At 42.2% G+C, this 21576-nt stretch carries 22 protein-coding genes; 12 read left to right on the plus strand and 10 right to left on the minus strand.

Features of this window, described 5'->3' with window-relative positions; genetic code table 11:
- Positions 1-518: 518 nt before the first annotated feature.
- Positions 519-1577: an RNA-guided endonuclease InsQ/TnpB family protein gene (locus tag F972_RS03650; protein WP_034426799.1), complete on the minus strand. Its 1059-nt coding sequence runs from the start codon at positions 1575-1577 to the stop codon at positions 519-521.
- A gap of 20 nt (positions 1578-1597) precedes the next feature.
- Here F972_RS03650 and tnpA point away from each other — a divergent pair, with 20 nt between their 5' ends.
- On the plus strand, positions 1598-2011 hold the full coding sequence (gene tnpA / locus F972_RS03655; RefSeq protein WP_004777946.1) for an IS200/IS605 family transposase: 414 nt from the start codon (positions 1598-1600) through the stop codon (positions 2009-2011).
- Between the two features lie 211 nt (positions 2012-2222).
- On the opposite strand, the gene F972_RS03660 is transcribed toward tnpA, so the two are convergent.
- From F972_RS03660 to sdhC, 4 genes are read right to left on the minus strand one after another with little or no spacing between them, the layout of a single operon-like run.
- Positions 2223-2933, minus strand: a complete 711-nt coding sequence (locus F972_RS03660) for a succinate dehydrogenase iron-sulfur subunit (RefSeq protein WP_004755939.1) — start codon at positions 2931-2933, stop codon at positions 2223-2225.
- Between the two features lie 14 nt (positions 2934-2947).
- On the minus strand, positions 2948-4837 hold the full coding sequence (sdhA, locus tag F972_RS03665) for a succinate dehydrogenase flavoprotein subunit (RefSeq protein WP_004681506.1): 1890 nt from the start codon (positions 4835-4837) through the stop codon (positions 2948-2950).
- Between the two features lie 12 nt (positions 4838-4849).
- Complete coding sequence (sdhD, locus tag F972_RS03670) at positions 4850-5215, minus strand: succinate dehydrogenase, hydrophobic membrane anchor protein (RefSeq protein ID WP_004652198.1); 366 nt, start codon at positions 5213-5215, stop codon at positions 4850-4852.
- On the minus strand, positions 5215-5616 hold the full coding sequence (gene sdhC / locus F972_RS03675; RefSeq protein WP_004681507.1) for a succinate dehydrogenase, cytochrome b556 subunit: 402 nt from the start codon (positions 5614-5616) through the stop codon (positions 5215-5217). Before sdhC ends, sdhD begins: the two co-directional genes overlap by 1 nt.
- 898 nt (positions 5617-6514) lie before the next feature.
- Here sdhC and gltA point away from each other — a divergent pair.
- Complete coding sequence (gene gltA / locus F972_RS03680) at positions 6515-7789, plus strand: citrate synthase (RefSeq protein WP_004764014.1); 1275 nt, start codon at positions 6515-6517, stop codon at positions 7787-7789.
- Positions 7790-7845: 56 nt separating this feature from the next.
- Here the strand turns inward: gltA and F972_RS03685 are convergent, their stop codons facing one another.
- Positions 7846-8337 carry a DUF1289 domain-containing protein gene (locus tag F972_RS03685; protein ID WP_004674940.1) on the minus strand — a complete coding sequence of 164 codons (492 nt, stop codon included), beginning with the start codon at positions 8335-8337 and terminating at the stop codon, positions 7846-7848.
- Between the two features lie 110 nt (positions 8338-8447).
- Between F972_RS03685 and F972_RS03690 the strand changes: the two genes are divergently transcribed.
- The 3 genes from F972_RS03690 to tmpT all read left to right on the plus strand — a co-directional run bounded on the left by F972_RS03690 (position 8448) and on the right by tmpT (position 10810).
- Complete coding sequence (locus tag F972_RS03690; RefSeq protein ID WP_004674941.1) at positions 8448-9380, plus strand: oxygen-dependent tRNA uridine(34) hydroxylase TrhO; 933 nt, start codon at positions 8448-8450, stop codon at positions 9378-9380.
- Between the two features lie 142 nt (positions 9381-9522).
- Positions 9523-10131 carry a DedA family protein gene (locus F972_RS03695; RefSeq protein ID WP_004674942.1) on the plus strand — a complete coding sequence of 203 codons (609 nt, stop codon included), beginning with the start codon at positions 9523-9525 and terminating at the stop codon, positions 10129-10131.
- Positions 10132-10180: 49 nt separating this feature from the next.
- Positions 10181-10810: a thiopurine S-methyltransferase gene (tmpT, locus tag F972_RS03700; RefSeq protein ID WP_004674943.1), complete on the plus strand. Its 630-nt coding sequence runs from the start codon at positions 10181-10183 to the stop codon at positions 10808-10810.
- Positions 10811-10903: 93 nt separating this feature from the next.
- Here tmpT and F972_RS03705 read toward each other — a convergent pair whose 3' ends face one another.
- Positions 10904-11428: a YecA/YgfB family protein gene (locus F972_RS03705; RefSeq protein WP_004674944.1), complete on the minus strand. Its 525-nt coding sequence runs from the start codon at positions 11426-11428 to the stop codon at positions 10904-10906.
- 71 nt (positions 11429-11499) lie between these two features.
- Entirely contained in the window at positions 11500-11706 is a 207-nt protein-coding gene (locus F972_RS03710; protein ID WP_004674946.1) for a PA3496 family putative envelope integrity protein, read from the minus strand.
- A gap of 349 nt (positions 11707-12055) precedes the next feature.
- Here F972_RS03710 and rpoD point away from each other — a divergent pair, with 349 nt between their 5' ends.
- The 7 genes from rpoD (at position 12056) to F972_RS03745 (ending at position 19345) form a co-directional block, all read left to right on the plus strand.
- The gene (gene rpoD / locus F972_RS03715; RefSeq protein ID WP_004755943.1) at positions 12056-13939 is read left to right on the plus strand and encodes an RNA polymerase sigma factor RpoD; all 1884 of its coding nucleotides are present in this window, start codon (positions 12056-12058) and stop codon (positions 13937-13939) included.
- A 136-nt stretch (positions 13940-14075) separates the two neighbouring features.
- Positions 14076-14363 (plus strand): YbeD family protein, encoded by a 288-nt coding sequence (locus F972_RS03720; protein ID WP_004681518.1) that lies wholly within the window; start codon positions 14076-14078, stop codon positions 14361-14363.
- A gap of 129 nt (positions 14364-14492) precedes the next feature.
- Positions 14493-15239, plus strand: a complete 747-nt coding sequence (locus F972_RS03725) for a hypothetical protein (RefSeq protein WP_004681520.1) — start codon at positions 14493-14495, stop codon at positions 15237-15239.
- Complete coding sequence (gene lipB / locus F972_RS03730; protein WP_004681521.1) at positions 15226-15882, plus strand: lipoyl(octanoyl) transferase LipB; 657 nt, start codon at positions 15226-15228, stop codon at positions 15880-15882. The genes F972_RS03725 and lipB overlap by 14 nt, the downstream gene beginning before the upstream one ends.
- 81 nt (positions 15883-15963) lie before the next feature.
- The gene (locus F972_RS03735) at positions 15964-16497 is read left to right on the plus strand and encodes a hypothetical protein (protein ID WP_004681522.1); all 534 of its coding nucleotides are present in this window, start codon (positions 15964-15966) and stop codon (positions 16495-16497) included.
- 1 nt (position 16498) lies between these two features.
- Positions 16499-17683: an iron-containing alcohol dehydrogenase gene (locus F972_RS03740; RefSeq protein ID WP_004681523.1), complete on the plus strand. Its 1185-nt coding sequence runs from the start codon at positions 16499-16501 to the stop codon at positions 17681-17683.
- Positions 17684-17935: 252 nt separating this feature from the next.
- Entirely contained in the window at positions 17936-19345 is a 1410-nt protein-coding gene (locus F972_RS03745; RefSeq protein WP_004764017.1) for an APC family permease, read from the plus strand.
- Between the two features lie 253 nt (positions 19346-19598).
- On the opposite strand, the gene F972_RS03750 is transcribed toward F972_RS03745, so the two are convergent.
- On the minus strand, positions 19599-20078 hold the full coding sequence (locus tag F972_RS03750; RefSeq protein WP_004681526.1) for a tRNA (cytidine(34)-2'-O)-methyltransferase: 480 nt from the start codon (positions 20076-20078) through the stop codon (positions 19599-19601).
- Between the two features lie 84 nt (positions 20079-20162).
- Positions 20163-21536, minus strand: coding sequence for a siroheme synthase CysG (cysG, locus tag F972_RS03755; RefSeq protein WP_004681528.1), 1374 nt, complete (start codon positions 21534-21536; stop codon positions 20163-20165).
- Positions 21537-21576 lie beyond the last annotated feature (40 nt).

The following is a 21576-nucleotide window of genomic DNA, read 5'->3' on the forward strand; positions in this document are numbered from 1 at the left end:
AGATCATCCAACCCTGAGACATTATTACTACACATCAGGAGTATTCCCTTTGATGTAACAAATGAGCCATGCACTTTCAATTCAAAGCACATAACTCATTTTCATACTCGATGAAATCGAGCAATTTTTTGCAAATCATTTTAGAAAAATTAAATAATTTTTTAACTTTTCTAAATTGACTTTTTAAAAGTAATTTGCATAAATTCATGCAATGTTACTTTTAGATAACATCAGGAATATGCTTATTTTTTGCTTTCATTTACTGGGTGAAATCCTATCATGTAATCAAGTCTGAATTGATTTTTTTGACACATACCATTCATAAACCAGCGAAATACACACATTCAATTATATTCTAATATACCGCCCTTTTTCTAAAAGTTGCACCTTATATCGACCAAAGTTAAAGATTCACTACAAATTTCGCACAAACACCACGCAGAATGCCTAAAAATAAAGCAACTACCCGATTTATATTTGTTTTTATTATTTGACTTAATCTTGACATCCTCCCCGACCTAAAGGACGGAGATTCCTACTGCTAGACGCTCATGTCCGAGCGCAAGAATATTTAGTGCGGAATTTACATCCCGATCATGGAGCGTACCGCACTCCATGCACTGCCATTCTCTTATTCCTAAACCTGCTCTACCTTTCGGACTACTGGAGCGTGAGCCACAGCACGAACAAATTTGGGTGGTATAGGCTTCATTGACTTCTTCATACCATACCCCTGCGTTCTCGCATTTATACTTGAGCATGGTTCTTAGTGTTGTCCAACTTGCATCTAGCACTGATTTAGCTAATTTAGTTTGTGCGAGTGCTTTGGCATTCACATTGCCAACGAAGATTGCTGCATGTTCATTCACCAGTTTATGGCTGAATTGATGCAGCATGTTTTGACGTATATTTTTAATCTTGGCGTGAATTGCTTTGACACGTTTCTTATTTCTAGCTCGTTGGGCTATGCCAAGTTTTTGTTCATATTGGCGATAGATTTTAGGGGCTTTGAGCTTTACTCCATCTGAGCATGCTGCAAGGTCTTTTAGCCCTAGATCAATGCCAATGGCTGTGGTTGATGTTGTTTTCTCTATCTTTGGTGCTTCTACAACTAAACAGACATACCAACGCCCACGACTATCCTCAACAAATGAGCCTGTTTTAACATTGTATTTGCTTAGTCCGTAGCTGTCCCATAGTTTGAATTGGTGCTTGCCGTATTGAACATAGCCATCAGCATATTTGATTGCTACTTTCTTGAACGGTATCCAGCCCAATGAACGCCTAGCTGATTTTTTATTGCTGACTCGCCATTTCAGTTTTGCTTTTTTGAATTGCTTGCGTCTTGTCACTAATTCTTCTGTGACCGCCTGAATCGTTTGGCTATGCAAATTACATTCTTTCGATGTGCCTTTTGTGTATTTGGCAATGTCGTATGCTGAAAAGAATTGTTGTTTTCGTTGTAGATGTTTAAAACACAAATCATTCACGTAATTCCAGACAAAATTCACCTCAGATGCCATTTCGTTTAGCACCTTGCAATGTTTATCTTTTATGCGTAATTTGAGTGTTTTCATTGCTAAAATATATTTGGTCTATGAGCTATAGTCAAGAGATTAGGACAGGTCGACATTGTGTTTTTAATATGCACGTTCATTTAGTCTTTGTGGCTAAATATCGGCGTGATGTTTTTACTAAAGCAATGCTTGAAACGATGCGTGAAGTATTTGAGCGTGTATGCTTGGACTTTGAAGCTGAGTTGGTAGAGTTTGACGGTGAACATGACCATGTACATTTGCTCGTCAATTATCCGCCTAAAGTCGCTATTTCTAGTTTGGTAAATAGCTTGAAAGGTGCATCTAGTCGAATTTTACGAACCAAACACCCTGAAATTAAAAGCAAATTATGGGGTAATGCCTTGTGGTCGCCTAGTTATTTCGCTGCATCATGCGGAGGTGCGCCTATTGGGATTATTAAGCAGTATATTCAACAACAGCAAACACCGCATTAATGGCTTACGCCAGTCGCTTATATCCTCGGGCTAAACCCCGAGGTTTTAAGCTCCAATGGATAAAATTTATAAAAATACCACATAACTGACTGCTGTTTAAGATTGGTACACATATTACCCAACCCCATGTTTCCATCCTTATAAACAGCCGCATCCAAAATAAAAAACGGAAGTCCTTTTGGAACTTCCGTTTTTTGGTCAGAGCAAGCGATTAGCCCGCTTGATCTAACAGCATGTTACGAATGTGACCAATTGCCTTGGTTGGGTTTAAACCTTTCGGGCAAACCGATACACAGTTCATGATCCCTTTACAGCGGAACAAAGAGAACGGGTCATCTAAACGAGCCAAACGTTCCTGAGTTGCGGTATCACGAGAGTCAATGATAAAGCGGTATGCATTTAACAAAGCAGATGGCCCAAGAAACTTATCAGGGTTCCACCAGAATGATGGGCATGAAGTTGAACAACATGCGCAAAGGATACATTCATATAGACCATCAAGATGCTCACGCTCTGCCTGAGACTGTAAACGCTCTTTTGGTGGCGCTGGCTGATTGTTAATCAAGAATGGTTGAATCTTGTTATACTGGTCATAAAACTGGTTCATGTCTACAACCAAGTCTTTTACCACTGGCAAGCCTGGTAAAGGACGGATCACAATCTTCTCTGGCAAGTCGTTCAGGTTCCACAAACAAGCCAAGCCATTTTTACCATTGATGTTGACACCATCAGAACCACAGATGCCCTCACGGCATGAACGGCGGAACGTTAATGTCTCATCCTGTACTTTCAACGCAAGCAACGCATCAAGCAACATACGGTGCTTGTCGGTTAACTCAAGTTTAAAAGTTTGCATGTACGGCGCTTTATCCTTATCAGGATCGTAGCGGTAGATTTCGAATGTACGAGTGCCTCTACTCATCTTTGTTCTCCCGATTAGAATGTACGTGGCTTAGGTTCGATTGCTTCAACCGTTAATGGGCTGAAACGAACTGGCTTATATTCAAGACGGTTGTCTGATGAATACCATAAAGTATGCTTCATCCACTCATCATCACGGCGGCCGTATGAGTATGTTGGGTGATCAGGTGCCAACTCATAGTCAACAACTGTATGTGCACCACGACATTCTTTACGTGCAGCAGCAGAGATCAAGGTTGCTTTTGCAACTTCATATAAATTTTCAACTTCCAATGCCTCAACACGTGCTGTGTTAAAGACTTTAGACTTGTCTTTCAAATAAATGTTGCGAACACGTGGCTCAATCGCAAGAATCTCTTTTACACCCTTGTCAAGCAATGCCTGAGTACGGAATACACCTGCGTGATCCTGTACGATGTCACGGATTGCATCGGCCACTTCCTGAGCGTTCTCACCAGAAGTTGAGTCATCCAGCTTACGGATACGAGCCAGAGTGTTTTCCAATACATTATTTGGCAACGGTGCATAGTCATCACCGTGATGCTTGGTCACGTAGTCAATGATGTGTTCACCAGCAGCTTTACCGAATACCACAAGGTCAAGCAGGGAGTTGGTCCCTAAACGGTTTGCACCATGTACAGATACACAAGAACACTCACCGATTGCATAGAAACCTTTTACTGGCTTCACATAGTCACGGGTACCTTTATAGGTATATTCTTTAGTGTCCTTATCATAGTGAGCAGAGAATTCAGCCTCTTCCACACCATGCGGCACAACGACCTGACCATGAATATTGGTTGGAATACCACCCATTTGATAATGAATTGTTGGTACAACTGGAATTGGCTCTTTGGTACAGTCAACGTTTGCGAACTTCTTACCAATCTCAAATACAGATGGTAGACGCTTCATGATTGTTTCCGCACCCAAGTGGGTCATATCCAACAGGATATAATCCGCTTTAGGACCACAGCCACGACCTTCCTTAATTTCCTGATCCATAGAGCGTGATACGAAGTCACGTGGTGCCAAGTCTTTTAAAGTCGGTGCATAACGCTCCATGAACGGTTCGCCGTCTTTATTACGAAGGATACCGCCTTCACCACGACAACCCTCAGTCAACAATACGCCTGCGCCCGCAACACCCGTTGGGTGGAATTGCCAGAATTCCATATCCTGTAATGGAATACCCGCACGGGCAGCCATACCAAGTCCGTCACCTGTGTTGATATAGGCGTTTGTTGATGCACGGTAAACACGACCCGCACCACCCGTAGCAAACAAGGTTGCCTTTGCCTGGAATACCGCAATATTACCAGTTTCCTGATCATATGCGGTTACACCAAGAACATCACCCTGTTCATTACGGATTAAGTCAAGTGCAATCCATTCAACGAAGAACTGAGTACCCATTTTCACGTTGCTTTGATACAAAGTGTGAAGCAATGCATGACCTGTACGGTCAGCGGCAGCACAGGCACGTGGAACGGCTTTTTCACCGTAGTTAGCAGAGTGACCACCGAATGGACGCTGATAGATCGTGCCATCTTCATTACGGTCAAACGGCATACCCAGATGTTCAAGCTCATAAACAACTTTTGGCGCTTCACGGGTCATAAACTCGATTGCGTCCTGATCACCCAACCAGTCAGAACCTTTTACCGTATCGTAAAAGTGGTAATGCCAGTTGTCTTCCTGCATGTTGCCCAGTGACGCACCAATACCACCCTGAGCAGCAACTGTATGCGAACGTGTTGGGAACACTTTGGTGAGTACTGCAACCTGTAAACCTGCCTGAGCAAGCTGATAGGCTGCACGCATACCAGAACCACCACCACCAACGATTACAGCGTCAAATGATAATGTCTGGATATTTGAATAATTTTCTTTAGGGGTTGCCATGATCTGTTCCTATCAATTTGCCCAGAAAATCTGGATACCCCAGATTGCGTACACGAACACTGAAATAATGACAGCAGAAGTCAATACAAGGCGCAAACCTGAAGCTGATGGTCCCATCTGACGAGTCGTTACATAATCAGTAAAGACTTGCCACATACCAATCCAAGCATGTGCAACCAGCGATAATACCGCCAACAAAGAAAAAATCTTCATTGGCAGAGTCAACATAAAGCCAGCCCACTGTTCATAGCCAAATCCGCTGTTGCAGAGAATCCAGCCAAACAGAACAACAGTATAGGCAGCCAATACAACCGCACTCACACGCTGGATATACCAATCGCGAGAACCTGAACCTGTTAAACCTGTAGCACTTTTCATCAGAACATAATCCATACAAAGGCTGCGATAATACCAACCGCAGACAAGATCAATGCAATTGTAGCTGCGATGCGACCGCTCTGTAATTCTTCAGCAAAACCAAGGTCGGCAAGCAAGTGCTTGATTCCTGCGATAAAGTGGAAAATTAATCCAGCTACAAATACCCATACGATGAAACGTACAATGATATTTCCGAAAACGACATTTTTAACGTAGTCAAATCCTTCTGGTGAAGATAAAGATTTATCCAAAATCCATAAAAGAACTGCGACCAATAAGAAAACGATCACACCTGATAAACGGTGCAGAATTGATGCAATAGCCACGGGTGATTTTAAGTTTACAGCTAAAACTTGACCCATGGACAAATTGACAGGTCTGTTGCTTTTCACAGCGGGCATCCTGTAAGTAGAAACTCCAACTGGAGTTTGTTTGAATTAATTCAAAGGAAAGCTGGCATTGTTAGGCAAGCACAGCTCATGCCTAACCTATAACGACACCGAATTATAAAACGTGAAATATCAAAATACAAACAATCAGCTTTCGCTTTAGTCGAAAAAAATAATAAATAAGAATCATTCACACAAACAATATTTCCCAGATAAATTAAATTTCTGGCGAAATTATTCTATCCATTTGTTTTATAAAAACAAAAATATAAAACTTTTTTTTATGAATAGTTTCAAGCTGGAAAAAATCACCATTATTTATTTCAAAAAAAATATGTTTTTCTCAGTAAAACCCCATTAAATGAGTCGGTTTTAAGCATAGTCATAAATAATACCCCTCATTTATATCTTAAATACAATTAACCACTAATCTATTATTCAGGCCTAATCCATATAAATACATCGATTTATTTTTAATCAATCAATCGCACCACAATGAACCAATTATCCCGTTATATGTCAGCCTTTAAACTGTTTTTTGAACTATTATTTAACGCGAGACCATGAGATATATAGGTTTTTGCTGAGCTAAGCCCTTAATTTTACAGGCATCAAAATATCACCAGAGTAAAAATTTACTTACAATTGTACTGGTGCTTCATTTTTTTTATGCACCTGAAACATGATTTGACATATTATACTCGACCGATGCTGTGAATTTACTCAATTTTTTCTTTGATACTGAATGACTAAGTTGACTGTAGAAATGTCATTTTTTATCCCTAAGTATAATTGACAAAATTTTAGTAGCCACTAATCTTATAGCAAATTTTGACACCGTCTGATTCGCACATGACAAGATTAGGATTTCGAGTCAGATAATCATTCACCAGGACAGGAGATCTATTGAATGTCTGCAGCAACTGGCAAAAAAGCCGTATTACAGCTTGATGGCAAAGAAATTGAATTACCAATTTACAGCGGCACATTGGGCCCAGATGTAATTGACGTTAAAGATGTATTGGCATCTGGTCATTTTACTTTCGATCCTGGTTTTATGGCGACAGCTGCTTGCGAATCTAAGATCACATTCATTGATGGTGACAAAGGTGTGTTATTGCACCGTGGTTATCCAATTGATCAATTAGCGACTCAAGCAGACTACCTCGAAACTTGCTATTTACTATTAAATGGCGAGCTTCCAAATGCTGAACAAAAGGCAGAATTTGACGCTAAAGTACGCAACCACACCATGGTTCACGATCAGGTAAGCCGTTTCTTCAATGGTTTCCGTCGTGACGCTCACCCAATGGCTATAATGGTTGGTGTTGTTGGTGCGTTGTCTGCGTTCTATCACAATGGCTTGGATATCGAAGATATCAACCACCGTGAAATCACTGCAATTCGTCTTATCGCGAAAATTCCTACGCTTGCAGCGTGGAGCTACAAATACACGATCGGACAGCCATTCATTTACCCACGTAACGACCTAAACTATGCAGAAAACTTCCTGCATATGATGTTTGCTACGCCTGCGGATCGTGACTATAAAGTTAATCCGATTTTGTCTAAAGCAATGGACCGTATCTTCACGCTTCATGCTGACCACGAACAAAATGCGTCTACATCTACTGTTCGTCTTGCTGGTTCTACTGGTGCAAACCCATATGCATGTATCTCTTCAGGTATTTCTGCACTTTGGGGACCATCACATGGTGGTGCAAACGAAGCTGTACTGAAAATGCTGGCTGAAATCGGTAGCGTTGAAAACGTTGCTGAATTTATGGAAAAAGTAAAACGCAAAGAAGCAAAGCTTATGGGCTTTGGTCACCGTGTTTACAAAAACTTTGACCCACGTGCCAAAGTGATGAAAGAAACCTGTGATGAAGTGCTTGATGCATTGGGTATCAATGATCCACAACTTGCGCTTGCAATGGAACTTGAGCGCATTGCGCTTAGCGACCCATACTTCATTGAACGTAAACTTTATCCAAACGTGGACTTCTACTCAGGCATCATCTTAAAAGCGATTGGTATCCCTGTTGATATGTTTACAGTTATTTTTGCATTAGGTCGTACTGTAGGCTGGATCAGCCACTGGTTAGAAATGCACGCTTCCCCATATAAAATTGGCCGTCCTCGCCAGCTTTATACAGGTGAAAAACAACGTGACATAAAACGTTAATTTTTAATAAATTAATGTGAAAAAGCTGCCAAATGGCAGCTTTTTTTTATTGCTTTCTAAAGCTCGTCCTCTTCCAGAGCACGCAACAAGTTTGTACTGATCCCATCGGCACGCAGCCAGGCCAGTTCATAGCTTGCCTTGGCTAAAGCCAACACACGTCGTTCAAACTCATCCCAGATCAGCTTTACCTGTGTGTGGGAAATTCCAAGTCCACTTTCCTGTGCCAAATGCTTATTTTTCTCACAGATTTTTAAAGCATGATACAGCTTACGTCCAGCACTTGCGCTTTCCAGAATACGAATGTGCTTAGCATGGATAAAGCCCTCGACATGCTGGAGACTGGCATTGGGCAACAATGGCACCAGAATCTGGTCCAGTTGTGCATCCAAACGCTTCCAGACCACCAACCGCTGTTCAGGCGTATAGGTGTTCCACTGGATCACCTCATGATTAAAACGGCGGCATCCACGACACACCAGATCACCAAATACCGTTGAACAACGCCCTGCGCATGGGGTCAGTGATGGGATTCGACAATCATTACTCAAAACTTATTCCTCTAAAACCATATTAATTTTATGGTTTTCTCGCTTATTTTCAAATTTCACGCTAAAATATGCGCCTTGTTTTTCCTATCTTAATACATTTGGAGTTATCCATGAACGCTACTGTAGAACAGCTTGCACCTGTAGAACAGCAAGCGACCAATAATTGGGTTGTTGCGGCACTATATCAATTTAAAGAAGTTGCGGATGCGGCCGATCTGCAAAAACGTCTTCTGGACTTAGTGAATGGCATCAATTTATGTGGAACTCTGATTGTCGCTTCTGAAGGAATTAATGGTACTGTTGCTGGCGACCGTGCAGCAATTGACACGGTTCACCAATTCCTATTGAATGAAGGCTTTAGCGCAATGGAATATAAGGAGTCTACCAGCTCTGAAAAACCATTCCGCAAGATGAAGATTAAGCTGAAGAATGAAATCGTTACCCTGGGTGTGGAGGTTAAGCCACGTGACCTGGTTGGTCATTATCTTGATCCAAAGGAATGGAACGAGCTGATTAGCCGCGATGACGTGATTCTGGTGGATACCCGCAACGACTACGAATATAAGGCAGGTACATTCAAGGGCGCAATTGATCCTAAAACAGAAACATTCCGTGAATTTCCTGAATATGTAAAACAAAACCTTGAACAGCACAAAGACAAGAAAATCGCCATGTTCTGTACAGGGGGTATCCGCTGTGAAAAATCCACGTCCCTGTTGTTACAGGAAGGCTTTAGTGAGGTTTACCACCTAAAGGGCGGTATCCTTAAATATCTGGAAGCAACACCTGCCGAGGAAAGCCTTTGGGAAGGTGAATGTTTTGTATTTGATGGCCGTACTGCCGTGACACACGGGGTTGAGGAAGGCGAGAACATCAAGTGTCATGCATGCGGCTGGCCTTTAACCAAAGAAGAAGCGAAATTGCCAAGCTATGAGCATGGTGTTTCCTGTGTTTTCTGTATTGATAAAACCACAGAGAAACAGAAAGAGGGTTTCCGTATGCGTCAATCGCAAATTGCTGCGGCAAAACGTAAACGCCTATAAAAATTAAAAAAACTGAAAGCCATAGTTCTACTATGGCTTTTTTATGATAACAATAAAAATGATGTAACGATTAGACCATTGAGCTTCATGATTAACCATCCTATGCTAAAAACAATAATCAAATGAACTATATAAGGGTATTATGGGACTTGAAGAATGGGTCTTGTCAGTCATGGAGAAGCTTGGATATTTAGGCATCGCTTTTTTGATGTTCCTAGATAACATTTTTCCTCCTATTCCTTCTGAAATTATTATGCCCTCTGCGGGTTATACCGCCTCCAAGGGGGATTTGAGCTTAATTGGCGTTATCATTGCTGGAAGCGCAGGTTCACTGATCGCCGCGATAATCCTTTATTGGATTGGCCGTAAAATTCCTGAACAGCGTTTATTCAGTTTTATAGAGCATTACGGCAAATTCCTTAGAATCAAGATTACTGACCTTGAAAAGGCCTTGGGCTGGTTCAACCAGCATGGGCATAAAATCGTTTTCTTTGGCCGTATGCTTCCAGCAGTACGCTCGCTGATTAGTATCCCCGCTGGAATGAGCAAGATGCCTTTTGGCAAGTTTATGGCTTACAGCGCATTCGGAACCATCATCTGGACAACATTCCTGGCATTTTTAGGCTATCACCTCAGTGAAGATCAGGCCCTAATGTCTTTAATTATGCAACGGGCTAGCTACATTATTTTGGCAATTGTCATACTTTACATCATTTGGAAAATGGCTAAAAAATTTGGGCAGAAAACATAAAAAAGACAAAGACTTATCCTTTATTATTCATCTAAGTTAAGGAAAAACCATGCAGCATGAGTTTTGGCATCAAAAATGGCAAAAAAATGAGATTGGCTTTCATCTCAACCAGCCTCACCCACTACTGGTTAAATATACGGGTTCCTTAAATCTCTCTCCAAATAGCCGTATTTTTATCCCACTCTGCGGTAAAAGTTTAGACATACATTGGCTTTTAGGTCAGGGCTATCATGTAGTGGCAATTGACCTGAGTCCAATTGCCATTCAGGACTTAATCTCAACACTTAGACTTTCCTTTACCGAAACTCGGACTGGAAATCTTAGTCATTTTCACCATCCACAAATTGACCTATTTGTCGGTGATTTTTTTGAATTGACGGTTGAACAGACAGGAAAGATTGATGCGATTTATGATCGGGCAGCCTTGGTCGCCCTGCCAGAAGAAATGCGAAGCCAATATGTCCAGCATCTCATTCAGATTGGTGGTGAAGCATCGCAATTACTGATTAGCTTTGAGTATGATCAATCCATGATGGCTGGTCCGCCTTTTTCCATTTCCACCCAACAGCTTCAAGACTACTATTCCAGTGAATACAACATACAGCCACTCGATAGCCAAACTGAACTGCTCAAAGGAAAAGTGAATGCCCAGGAAAAAATTTGGCTGCTAAAGAAATAACCCTATCCCAAAATAAAAAACGTCCATAAGGACGTTTAAATACTTAACCTGGCGTATATATGAGCCGCTATCATTGCGGCCTCAAACCTATCCTCAAGCTGGTGTATGGTACATGAGATAAATCTCATTAAGATTATCTGGAATTTCCTCAGCCAGTTCATCCATCAACTGACCATTGCGACGGAAAGACTCCATTTGGGGATCTTCCTCATCAATGCCACTAAACACCATGATCGGCAAAGTCAAATCAACCAGTTGTTCTTCATATTCTGGCGTAAACCAGGCATCTTCGTTCAGGAACATGGCATCAACGAAACCGACGCTCCAGTCACCTAAACTTGAATCCACATCAGCCTCTTCAATTTCAAATGGAAACTCAATTCCATTTTCATTGGCCAAATCCTGACGGATGGATTCCAGCCAGGCTTTAATCTGTTCGATGATCTCACTCGGAACTTTCTTTTGATTGCTCTCGAACAGCTCATCCAACCAACGATCAAACTTTGGGCCAACGGCAATAGCGCACAAAAAGCCATGAGTCGCCGCAAAATCTAAACCATATTCGTTTTGGTCACCGTCAAGATAATTACTTAACAAGTCTAAATCCAGGGTACTCATTTTTTATCCAGCTCTAAAGTTACATTTTCGACAGCATAACATTTTCAGACACAAAGTCTCAGCAATTTTGCCTAGTCTTCGTCATCGAGGTCATCATCGTCGAAATCGTAGTCAAAATCTTTTAATTCTCGTTCCAAACGACGCTGAGCCAACAGATCATCAATCAAACGGCGTTTTTCCAATGATTCCTTGGCACTGACTTTTCCTGATGATTCATCAAAACCAACATCATCATCGCCGTAGTTATCATCATCTAATTCAAAATCTGTAGAAGACACGAAGTACCTCTTATACGAAAAATATAAATGGGTCTAGCCGCTATTTATCTGTCTCAAACCACCTTGTCAAGTTTTATTTTATTTTTTTGCTATAAATCGGTGATTTGTACTTTTTTTCGGCGGTTTTTTTGTGTAATTATAATCCCAGGACAATACCAATCAAAAAAGTTCCGCAAAAAGGATGGACTGCTTGAAAAATTATGACACACCCCCATATTCAAGAAACACACGTGAAATCAATACTATTTTTTATTTAAAGCAAACGGATCAAATCCAGAACATTCCCCGTGAACTGTGCTATCATGCACGGTTTTTCACCGCCACAGATTCAACAAAAGAGTAAGCAAAGATGAGCGATATGCATTCCCCTACTTCGCAAGTAGCGGCTCTGATTAGCCGAGGCAAAGAACAAGGTTACTTAACTTACGCTGAGGTTAACGATCATCTACCAGACTCAATTACGGAAAGTGAGCAGATTGAAGACATCATCCAGATGCTTCAAGACGTTGGTATTCCTGTGCATGAACGTGCGCCTGAAACCGATGACACTATGTTTGGTGAATCTACCGAAGCCGCCGATGAGGTTGCCGAGGAAGAAGCTGCTGCCGTACTGGCATCGGTTGAAAGTGAACCAGGCCGTACCACAGACCCTGTACGCATGTACATGCGTGAAATGGGCACGGTTGAACTTCTTACGCGTGAGGGCGAGATCAGTATTGCAAAACGCATCGAGGAAGGTATCCGTGACGTTTTACACTCAATCGCTTACTGGCCAAATGCCGTGGAAGTCGTTTTAAAAGAATATAATGATTTTTTAATTGGCGAGCGCCGCCTTGCCGATATTCTCTCAGGCTATTTAGATCCTGAAACCGATGAGGATATTCCTGAAGTTCTTGAAGAAGAAACGGAGCTTGAGGAAGATAAAAACGCGACTTCTGCCACCAAGGAAGTCAAGCTTGATGATGATGACGAAGAGGAAGAGTCTGAGGGCGATGATGATTCTGAAGGTGATTCAGGTCCAGACCCTGAGGTTGCAAAAATTCGTTTCTCTGAATTAGAAACTGCCTGGAAACAAACCAAATCCATCATTGAAAAACATGGTCGCAATAGTGATGAGGCAAAAGCTGCACTAGAGTCTTTGGCTGCCGTGTTCATGATGTTCAAATTTACACCTCGCCTGTTTGACATCATTTCAGAAATGATTCGTGGTACTCATGAGCAAATCCGTGCCAATGAACGTGAAATCATGCGTTATGCGGTGCGTCGTGGCCGCATGGACCGTAACCAGTTCCGTATGACGTTCCCAGAACAGGAATCAAACCCAGCCTGGCTGGATGAGCAGATTGCCAAGGCACCTGCTGAAATCAAGGGCCATCTGGAAAAAGTACGCCCAGATGTGTTGGCATTCCAGCAAAAGATTGCTGATATTGAAAAAGAACTGGATTTAAACGTTAAGGATATCAAGGATATTTCCAAGCGTATGGCGGTTGGTGAAGCGAAAGCCCGCCGTGCCAAAAAAGAGATGGTTGAGGCCAACCTACGTTTGGTGATCTCGATTGCGAAGAAATATACCAACCGCGGCTTGCAGTTCCTTGACCTGATTCAGGAAGGCAACATCGGTTTGATGAAAGCGGTGGACAAGTTTGAATACCGTCGTGGTTACAAGTTCTCGACCTATGCCACTTGGTGGATCCGTCAAGCGATTACCCGTTCGATTGCGGATCAGGCGCGTACCATTCGTATTCCAGTACACATGATTGAAACCATCAACAAGATCAATCGTGTTTCCCGCCAGTTGCTTCAGGAAATGGGCCGTGAGCCGACCCCTGAAGAGTTGGGCGAACGTCTGGAAATGGATGAGGTTAAAGTCCGTAAGGTGCTGAAAATCGCTAAAGAACCGATTTCAATGGAAACACCGATTGGTGATGATGAAGATTCGCATCTTGGTGACTTTATTGAGGACTCAAACATCACTTCTCCAGTGGATGCCGCGACCTCAGAAGGCTTAAAGGAAGCGACCCGTGAAGTGCTTGAGAACCTGACTGAACGTGAAGCGAAAGTGTTGAAAATGCGTTTTGGTATTGATATGCCAACCGACCATACCTTAGAGGAAGTGGGCAAGCAGTTTGACGTGACGCGTGAGCGTATTCGTCAGATTGAGGCGAAAGCTCTGCGTAAACTACGTCATCCATCTCGTTCAGAGCACCTACGTTCATTCCTTGAAAATGACTGATGCTTAGGGACATCCTGTATCAAGAGCGCAACAATGCTTTGGTGCAGGGCTTGAAGTTAAACACTTCGCCTCCATTTACCTAGTTAGAACATAAGCGCCTGCACTGATGCAGGCGTTTCAAATTAAGAGGTTACTCATGGTAGACCGCACTCCATCTCGCGAATTGCAAGAACATCTTTGGGTTTTCCCGATGGACTATCCAATCAAATTGATTGGTAATGCTGGGGATGAACTTCGAGTGGCTGTTGTAGATATTTTACAAAAGCACTTTCCTGAATTCGATGGTGCTACAGTAAAAGTACAACCTTCACGTACAGGAAAATACCATTCTTTAACTGCGCAGCTGCGCTTTGAGGAATTAGAACAAGTTCATGCACTATATGCTGATCTTGCTGCCTGTCCATTAATTAAGACAACGCTATAATCAAGGAATCCAAAATGCGAAAGTGTTTTGGATTTTTTATGTGTGCAAATAAAACTTCTGATCAGTTAAACCATTCATAACACTTCTATATTATTCTTTCTTTTTCGATTTATGATTGCGAAATAGCTGATGAAAACGCAACGAATTTTACTATCATTATTTACGGTATTTATCTCATCTATCAGTGATGCGAAAACAGCAACTTTTTCTTGGCAAAATGAGCTGTGTGAATATAAAGGAGTTTATGACACCAATAAATTCACAGTTAAACAATTAAATGACACGATTAAAATGATGCAATCACGTCATTCGACACAATTAAATAGTAAATCTTATGCCTTCCACCCAGATGACATTGCTAAGATCAATTTAATTGCAATTCAAGAAGAATACAAAGTACAGAAGAAAGCATTAAATAATCTACACCCCTTGCTTATTAAAGAATTTCAGCAACTCAAAAATGATCTTATTCAAAATCTAGATCAGGAATACCAACATAATTATTTGACAGCTCTCGCATTTACACAGCCTACGAAGTTACTCACTTCGACTTTCGCACCACAATGCTTAAACCAAGCCAAGGCTTTAAATGCACAAGATAAGCTATCACTGATTAACAATGCCAAACTTTCTCTGCAACGTGAAAATCAATTAGAGTTAAAATTAGGTAATGATCCACAATTTCTCATGAAACGCAGCCAAGATTTTGATATTAAATTAAAAAGCAAAAATGCAGTTCAATATGCCCAGATTCAACTCATTCGTGAATGGTCGAATTGCGCAAATCCACATGAAACGACAAACGATCAGTTAGAGCAGATTTTCCGCAAAAAAGTATTTATTCAATCAAAGGAAGTTTATTGTGACGAACCTTGATAAACCATCCTTAATCATTCGATGTTTTCAGGATCTACAAGATTACACGACACGATTTGAAGCGATGAAAGATTTTACAACTCATCGTGATGAAACAACACCTGATGAGCTTTGGCTACTCCAACATCAAGATGTTCTAACTCAAGGACAAGCAGGTAAACCAGAACATATTCTCATGCATACTCAACTTCCTGTTGTGCATACAGATCGTGGTGGTCAAGTGACGTGGCATGGACAGGGACAACTGGTCGCCTACTTCCTGCTTGATTTAAACCGCCTGAAATGGCATGTACGCACTCTGGTCAGCTTTGCTGAAAAGGCCATGATTGACCTGCTTCAACAATACAATATTCGGGCCTATGCAAAACCTGATGCACCTGGAGTATACGTTGAAGGGCGCAAGATTGGCTCTCTCGGTTTTAAAATTCGCCGTGGTCGTAGCTATCATGGTTTGGCATTGAACATTGACTGTGACCTGACTGGTTTTCAAACCATTAATCCTTGTGGATACGCAGGTTTAGAAATGGTACGCTTGCAGGACCTGCTCGAAGATTATCCAAGCTTCGAGCAGCTCTGTCATGATTTTGTTTGCTATTTAAAAAATACCAATTTCTTTCATGACCCTGAAGTCAAATCTGAATAAACTACTTTTCAATTTTAGAGAAATAAATTAGAGTAATTACTCTAAATTTGCTTTTGCATAATTTTAATAAGGGATACGCAAGTGATTTCAACCAAAGCAGTGAAGCCCACTTTGCAATTTGCCTACGTAAAACTCATGATGGATGTTGTTGGTCGTGGTTTAGTAATGGCAAGCCAAGTGGACGATGAAGTACAACAGGAAGTTTCCAAGTTTCCTGTTGGCTTTATACTTTCAATGAATGTTTTTCCAAATGGACCTGCATTTGTTGCCCGAGTAACAGAAGAAAAACAGTTAGAGCTTCTCTCTAACTACAAAGGCAAGCCTGACTTAACCATCACGTTCAAGCATCTTACCCATGCATTTCTGGTTTTCTCGTTTCAGGAGAGTACTGCCCAAGCATTTGCCAATGACCGCATGATTGCCGATGGTGATGTATCCAGTGCAATCCGTCTTGTGCGTTGCCTGAACAAGATGGAAGCGTTGATCCTGCCTAAGCTGATCGCCAACCTTGCAGTCAAGCGTTATCCAGTTGAATTAACATTAAAAGAAAAATTCACTGGCGCAAAAAATATCTATCTCAAAGTCGCAAAATCATACTTTAAACGGAGCGCATAACATGGCTAAGCCTTATTACGAATTTTTCTGTCCTGTAAAGGTAATTGCTGGTAACGCTGCGTTAGAGCATATTCCGTTTGAGCTTGCAACTCTGGGCGCAAAACGCCCAATGATCATTACCGATAAAGGTGTACGCGCCAACGGTTTACTTGGCCCAATCGAGGCGGCATTCAGCACCACTGATGCCGTGATTGGTGCAATCTTTGATGACGTTCCACCAGATTCAAGCCTGGAAGTGGTACGCCAGGCAGCGGAACTTTACCGTAAGCAAAACTGTGATGCGATTATTGCGATTGGCGGCGGTTCAGTGATTGACACCTCCAAGGCAACCAACATCCTTGTGTCTGAAGGTGGCAATGACCTGCTTCAATACTCTGGTGCTCATAATCTTCCAAAACCATTAAAGCCATTCTTCGTAATTCCAACCACGTCTGGTACAGGCTCAGAAGCAACGATGGTCGCCGTGGTATCTGATACTCAACGTAATGTAAAACTCGCATTTGCATCATATTATCTTATGCCCCATGCAGCGATTCTTGATCCACGCATGACCCAGACTTTGCCACCACACTTAACCGCAATGACTGGAATGGATGCACTCACGCACTGTGTTGAGGCATACACCTGTTTAGCAGCGAATCCATTAAGTGATGCATATGCAAGTGCTGGTATCAAGAAGATCAGTGAAAACCTGTTCAAGGTACTGGACAACCCAAGTGATGCCCAAGGCCGTTTAGAGTTGGCACAGGCTTCGACCATGGCAGGTATTGCATTCTCCAACTCAATGGTTGGTCTGGTTCACTCACTTGGCCATGCCTTGGGTGCGGTGGCTCACCTGCCCCACGGTTTATGCATGAACCTATTCCTGCCATATGTGCTTGAATATAATAAAGAGATCAATGGCGACAAGATTGGTGAATTATTACTGCCACTTGCAGGTGCAGACATTTATGCACAAACACCTGCCAGCCAGCGTGCAGATAAAGCGATTGCAACTATTTTAACCATGCGTGACCGCCTATTCAGCCTCACCAAGCTACCACGTACCCTGCGTGAAACAGGTAAGGTAACTGAAGCACAGCTGGATGAAGTGGCCGAGAAAGCGTTAAATGATGGTTCTATTATTTACAATCCTAAAGAGGCCAATTTGCAGGAACTACGTGCAATTCTACAAAAAGCCTGGTAATTCATTTATTTAGATAAATAATTATCATTAATAGGCCCTGATCTAAACCAATGATCGGGGCTTTTTTCATTTCAATGAATTTTTATTCATCTGTTTCTCTGCACAACTGGCAAAAAAATTGCTAAAAAAAGCGTAAAAGTACTGACAATGTTTATCAATTTACGATAGATTGGCGAACTTCTTTTTTCTATAGGGGGGATCGTTTTCGTCTCAAACGATCCTTAAACCATAGCTGATCCTTGATCAACGATTATGAGGATAACGCCGTTGACAAATATCTCTGGGACTCCATCGGTAGCTAAGCTGCAAAAAACGCTAGGTCTCTGGCACATTATCATTATTGGCTTAGCCTACATTCAGCCCATGACTTTGTTTGACACTTTCGGACTGGTATCGAAAGAAAGTCATCATCATGTTCCGACCTCCTATATTGTTGCCCTAATTGCAATTTTATTCACGTCGATCAGTTATGGTCACATGATTCGTCGTTACCCATCATCAGGGTCGGCTTATACCTATGCACAAAAATCCATCCATCCCAACGTGGGCTTTATGGTGGGCTGGTCATCTTGGCTGGATTATTTGCTGTCACCAATGGTCAATATCATTCTGGCAGGCATCTATCTTGACGCATTATTCCCGAATGTAAACCACTGGGTCTGGGTGATTGTTCTGACCGCCTTTATGACTGGCATCAACTTACGTGGCGCACGTTTTGTGGCGAACTTTAACAGCCTGATTGTCCTCGTCCAGCTTATCGTGATTGCTGTATTCACCTATCTGGTCTATAGCAAACTACAGATGGGATATAACGCCGAAGGTCCAATTACTGCAGAAACACGTTACCAACTCTGGAGCCTGGAGCCATTCTGGAACGACCTGACTTCTGTAGGCGCATTGATTACAGGTGCAACCCTGCTGTGCTTCTCGTTTACGGGTTTTGACTCGCTCAGCTCACTGGCGGAAGAAACCAAGGATACTGAAAAGACGCTGCCTAAAGCGATTTTCCTGACTGCATTATTTGCAGGTATTGTGTTTATTATCAGTACCTACTTTATGCAAATCTACTTCCCGAATGATCCTAAAACTTATTTTGAGGACGTCGCCGCAACCCAGCCTGACATCCTGTTACTGGTGGGTGGTTCATTATTCCAGTCCTATGTGCTTGCCTTTGCGATTGTGACGGTCATGGCATCAGGGATTTCTGCCCATGCAGGTGTATCACGCTTAATGTATGTGATGGGTCGTGATGGGGTCATCAACAAGAAAATCTTTGGCCATATCAGCCCGAAAACCTTTACCCCATCTTATAACATTCTGATTGTTGGATTGGTGGCATTAAGTGCAGGTTTTATGAGTCTGGATGTAGTGATTTCCATGATCAGTTTTGGTGCCCTGATTGCGTTTACTTTCGTGAACCTGTCCGTAATTTCACGTTATGCCTTACGTGATGGCCGAACCAAGAACTTCAAGGACATTGTGAGCTTTGTGATTATTCCACTCTTGGGCTTTCTCAGCGTTTTTGCCATGTGGCTTGAAATTGAAGACACGGCATTGAAATATGGCTTATGGTGGGCAATGTTCGGTATTTTATACCTTGGTTATAAAACCAAAGGCTTTAAATACAATGCCCCTCAACATAATGAGTTTGATGATCGTTAAACTGGTTAAAATAGAAAAGGCGCTCAATGCGCCTTTTCTATTAATTTTAAAAAAGTTTGAAACAATTTCAATGTCATATATAGTCAAATCATTATAAAACCAATACAAATCAGTCGATGAATTATTTCGAGTTTTTTTCGAATCCTGTATGGATAATAAAGTAGTTTGACTATATGATGAGGTTTGCTTTAAATCTTTAAACATTTAGCCTTTGTTTCGATAAACCTTTACGATGACAGAAAATTTTTAATAATCAAGTCAGTGCTTTAAATCCCTGCTGCCGCCAGGCTTCATAGACGATCACCGCGGTTGCATTAGACAAATTCAAACTTCTTGAATTTTCTGCCATTGGCAAACAAATCCAGTTTTCCTGCGGGAACATCAGGCGTACCTGTTCAGGCAGGCCACGGGTTTCAGGTCCCATCAGCAAGGCGACAGGACGATTTAAATCCACTGTATGTGGTGTGGCAGAACCTTTGGTGGTCAATGGAAAAATATCATTGATGCCAATACCCTTTGCCTTTAAGTCAGCGAGGCAAAGTTCGATACTGTCCCAAATCTGCATTCTTGCCCATTCGTGATAATCCAGGCCTGCACGCTTCAGTTTCTTATCATCAAGCTCAAAGCCCAAAGGCTTGATCAAATGGAGTTGCGCACCTGTATTGGCACATAAACGAATGATATTGCCTGTGTTGGCAGGAATTTCAGGCTCGTATAGCACAACATGAATCACAAATATTCTCTACATTGCATGTAAGTCCCCCCTGTGAGGGGGGATTTAGGGGGGTATAAATTGAAACACTTAATTATAAAGTTCTTACAACCATTGTAACTGTTCACGCAGACTCACCACTTCACCAATAATGGTTAAGGTCGGTGCTACGATATGATGTTCAGACACTTTGGCTGCAATATCCGCCAATGTACCCACCAGTACTTTCTGCTCAGGCGTAGTACCTTTGGAAATCAAGGCAACAGGCATGGTTGGTCGTTGACCATGTGCAATCAGTTGCTCACAAATACGCTCCAAGCCCACCAAGCCCATGTACAGCACCAAGGTCTGATTTTCATACACCAGCTCTTTCCAAGGTAATTCTGGTGAACCCTCTTTTAAGTGCCCAGTCAGGAAACGTACGCTTTGTGCATAATCACGATGGGTCAGCGGAATCCCTGCATATGCGGAACAACCTGATGCGGCGGTAATTCCAGGCACAACCTGAAAAGTGACACTGGCTTCAACCAATTCCTGAATTTCCTCACCACCACGTCCAAAGATAAAGGGATCACCACCTTTCAGGCGGCAAACACGTTTACCCTTTTGCGCATATTCAACCAATAAGGCATTAATGCCATCTTGTGGGACTGAATGATTGGAACGGGCCTTACCGACATAAATCTTTTCCGCATCACGGCGGCAGAGTTCCAGAATCGGCGCAGACACCAAACGGTCATAAATCACCACATCCGCTTGCTGCATCAAGCGTAAGGCTTTTAAGGTCAAAAGCTCAGGATCACCTGGACCAGCCCCCACTAGATACACCTCACCTTTTGGTGCAGTCCATTCTGTTAAGGCTTGTTCAATTAAATTATTTGCCACATCCAGATTGTCATTGAACACCTGCTCCTTTAACGGACTGGCATACAGATTCTCCCAAAAGATACGGCGTTCATCGGGATTGGAAATCTTTTCCTTGACCTGTTTACGCCAAAGACCTGAAAACTCAGCCAGTTTCCCCATACCATGCGGCACAATCGTTTCAATCTGGGTACGAAGTTGTCTGGATAAAACAGGCGATGCTCCATTGGATGCAACGGAAATCACCAAAGGTGAACGGTCAATAATCGCGGGAACCATGAAACGGCAATTCGGAATATCATCCACACTATTCACTAAAATATTACGTGCTTCGCATTGCTCGAAAACGCTTTTATTCACAGCGGTATTGTCGGTTGCAGCAATCACCAAACGATAACCTGTAGCAAGAATATTTTCAGAAAAAGCGGCCTGAATATATTGCCCCATCGATTTGTAAACAAGCTGGCGTAACTCAGGCTCAATCTCAGGCGCAATCACATCGACAATCGCACCTGCCTTCACCAATAAACTTGCTTTACGGTAGGCAATATGCCCACCGCCAACAATCAGACAACGTTGCTGCTGCAACTTTAAAGAGATTGGGAAAATTTCCACGATACGCCTCTATATTTTTTAGATCTGATTGGGCTAAAGC

The organism is Acinetobacter sp. CIP 102529, from assembly GCF_000368325.1.
Lineage (GTDB): Bacteria > Pseudomonadota > Gammaproteobacteria > Pseudomonadales > Moraxellaceae > Acinetobacter > Acinetobacter parvus.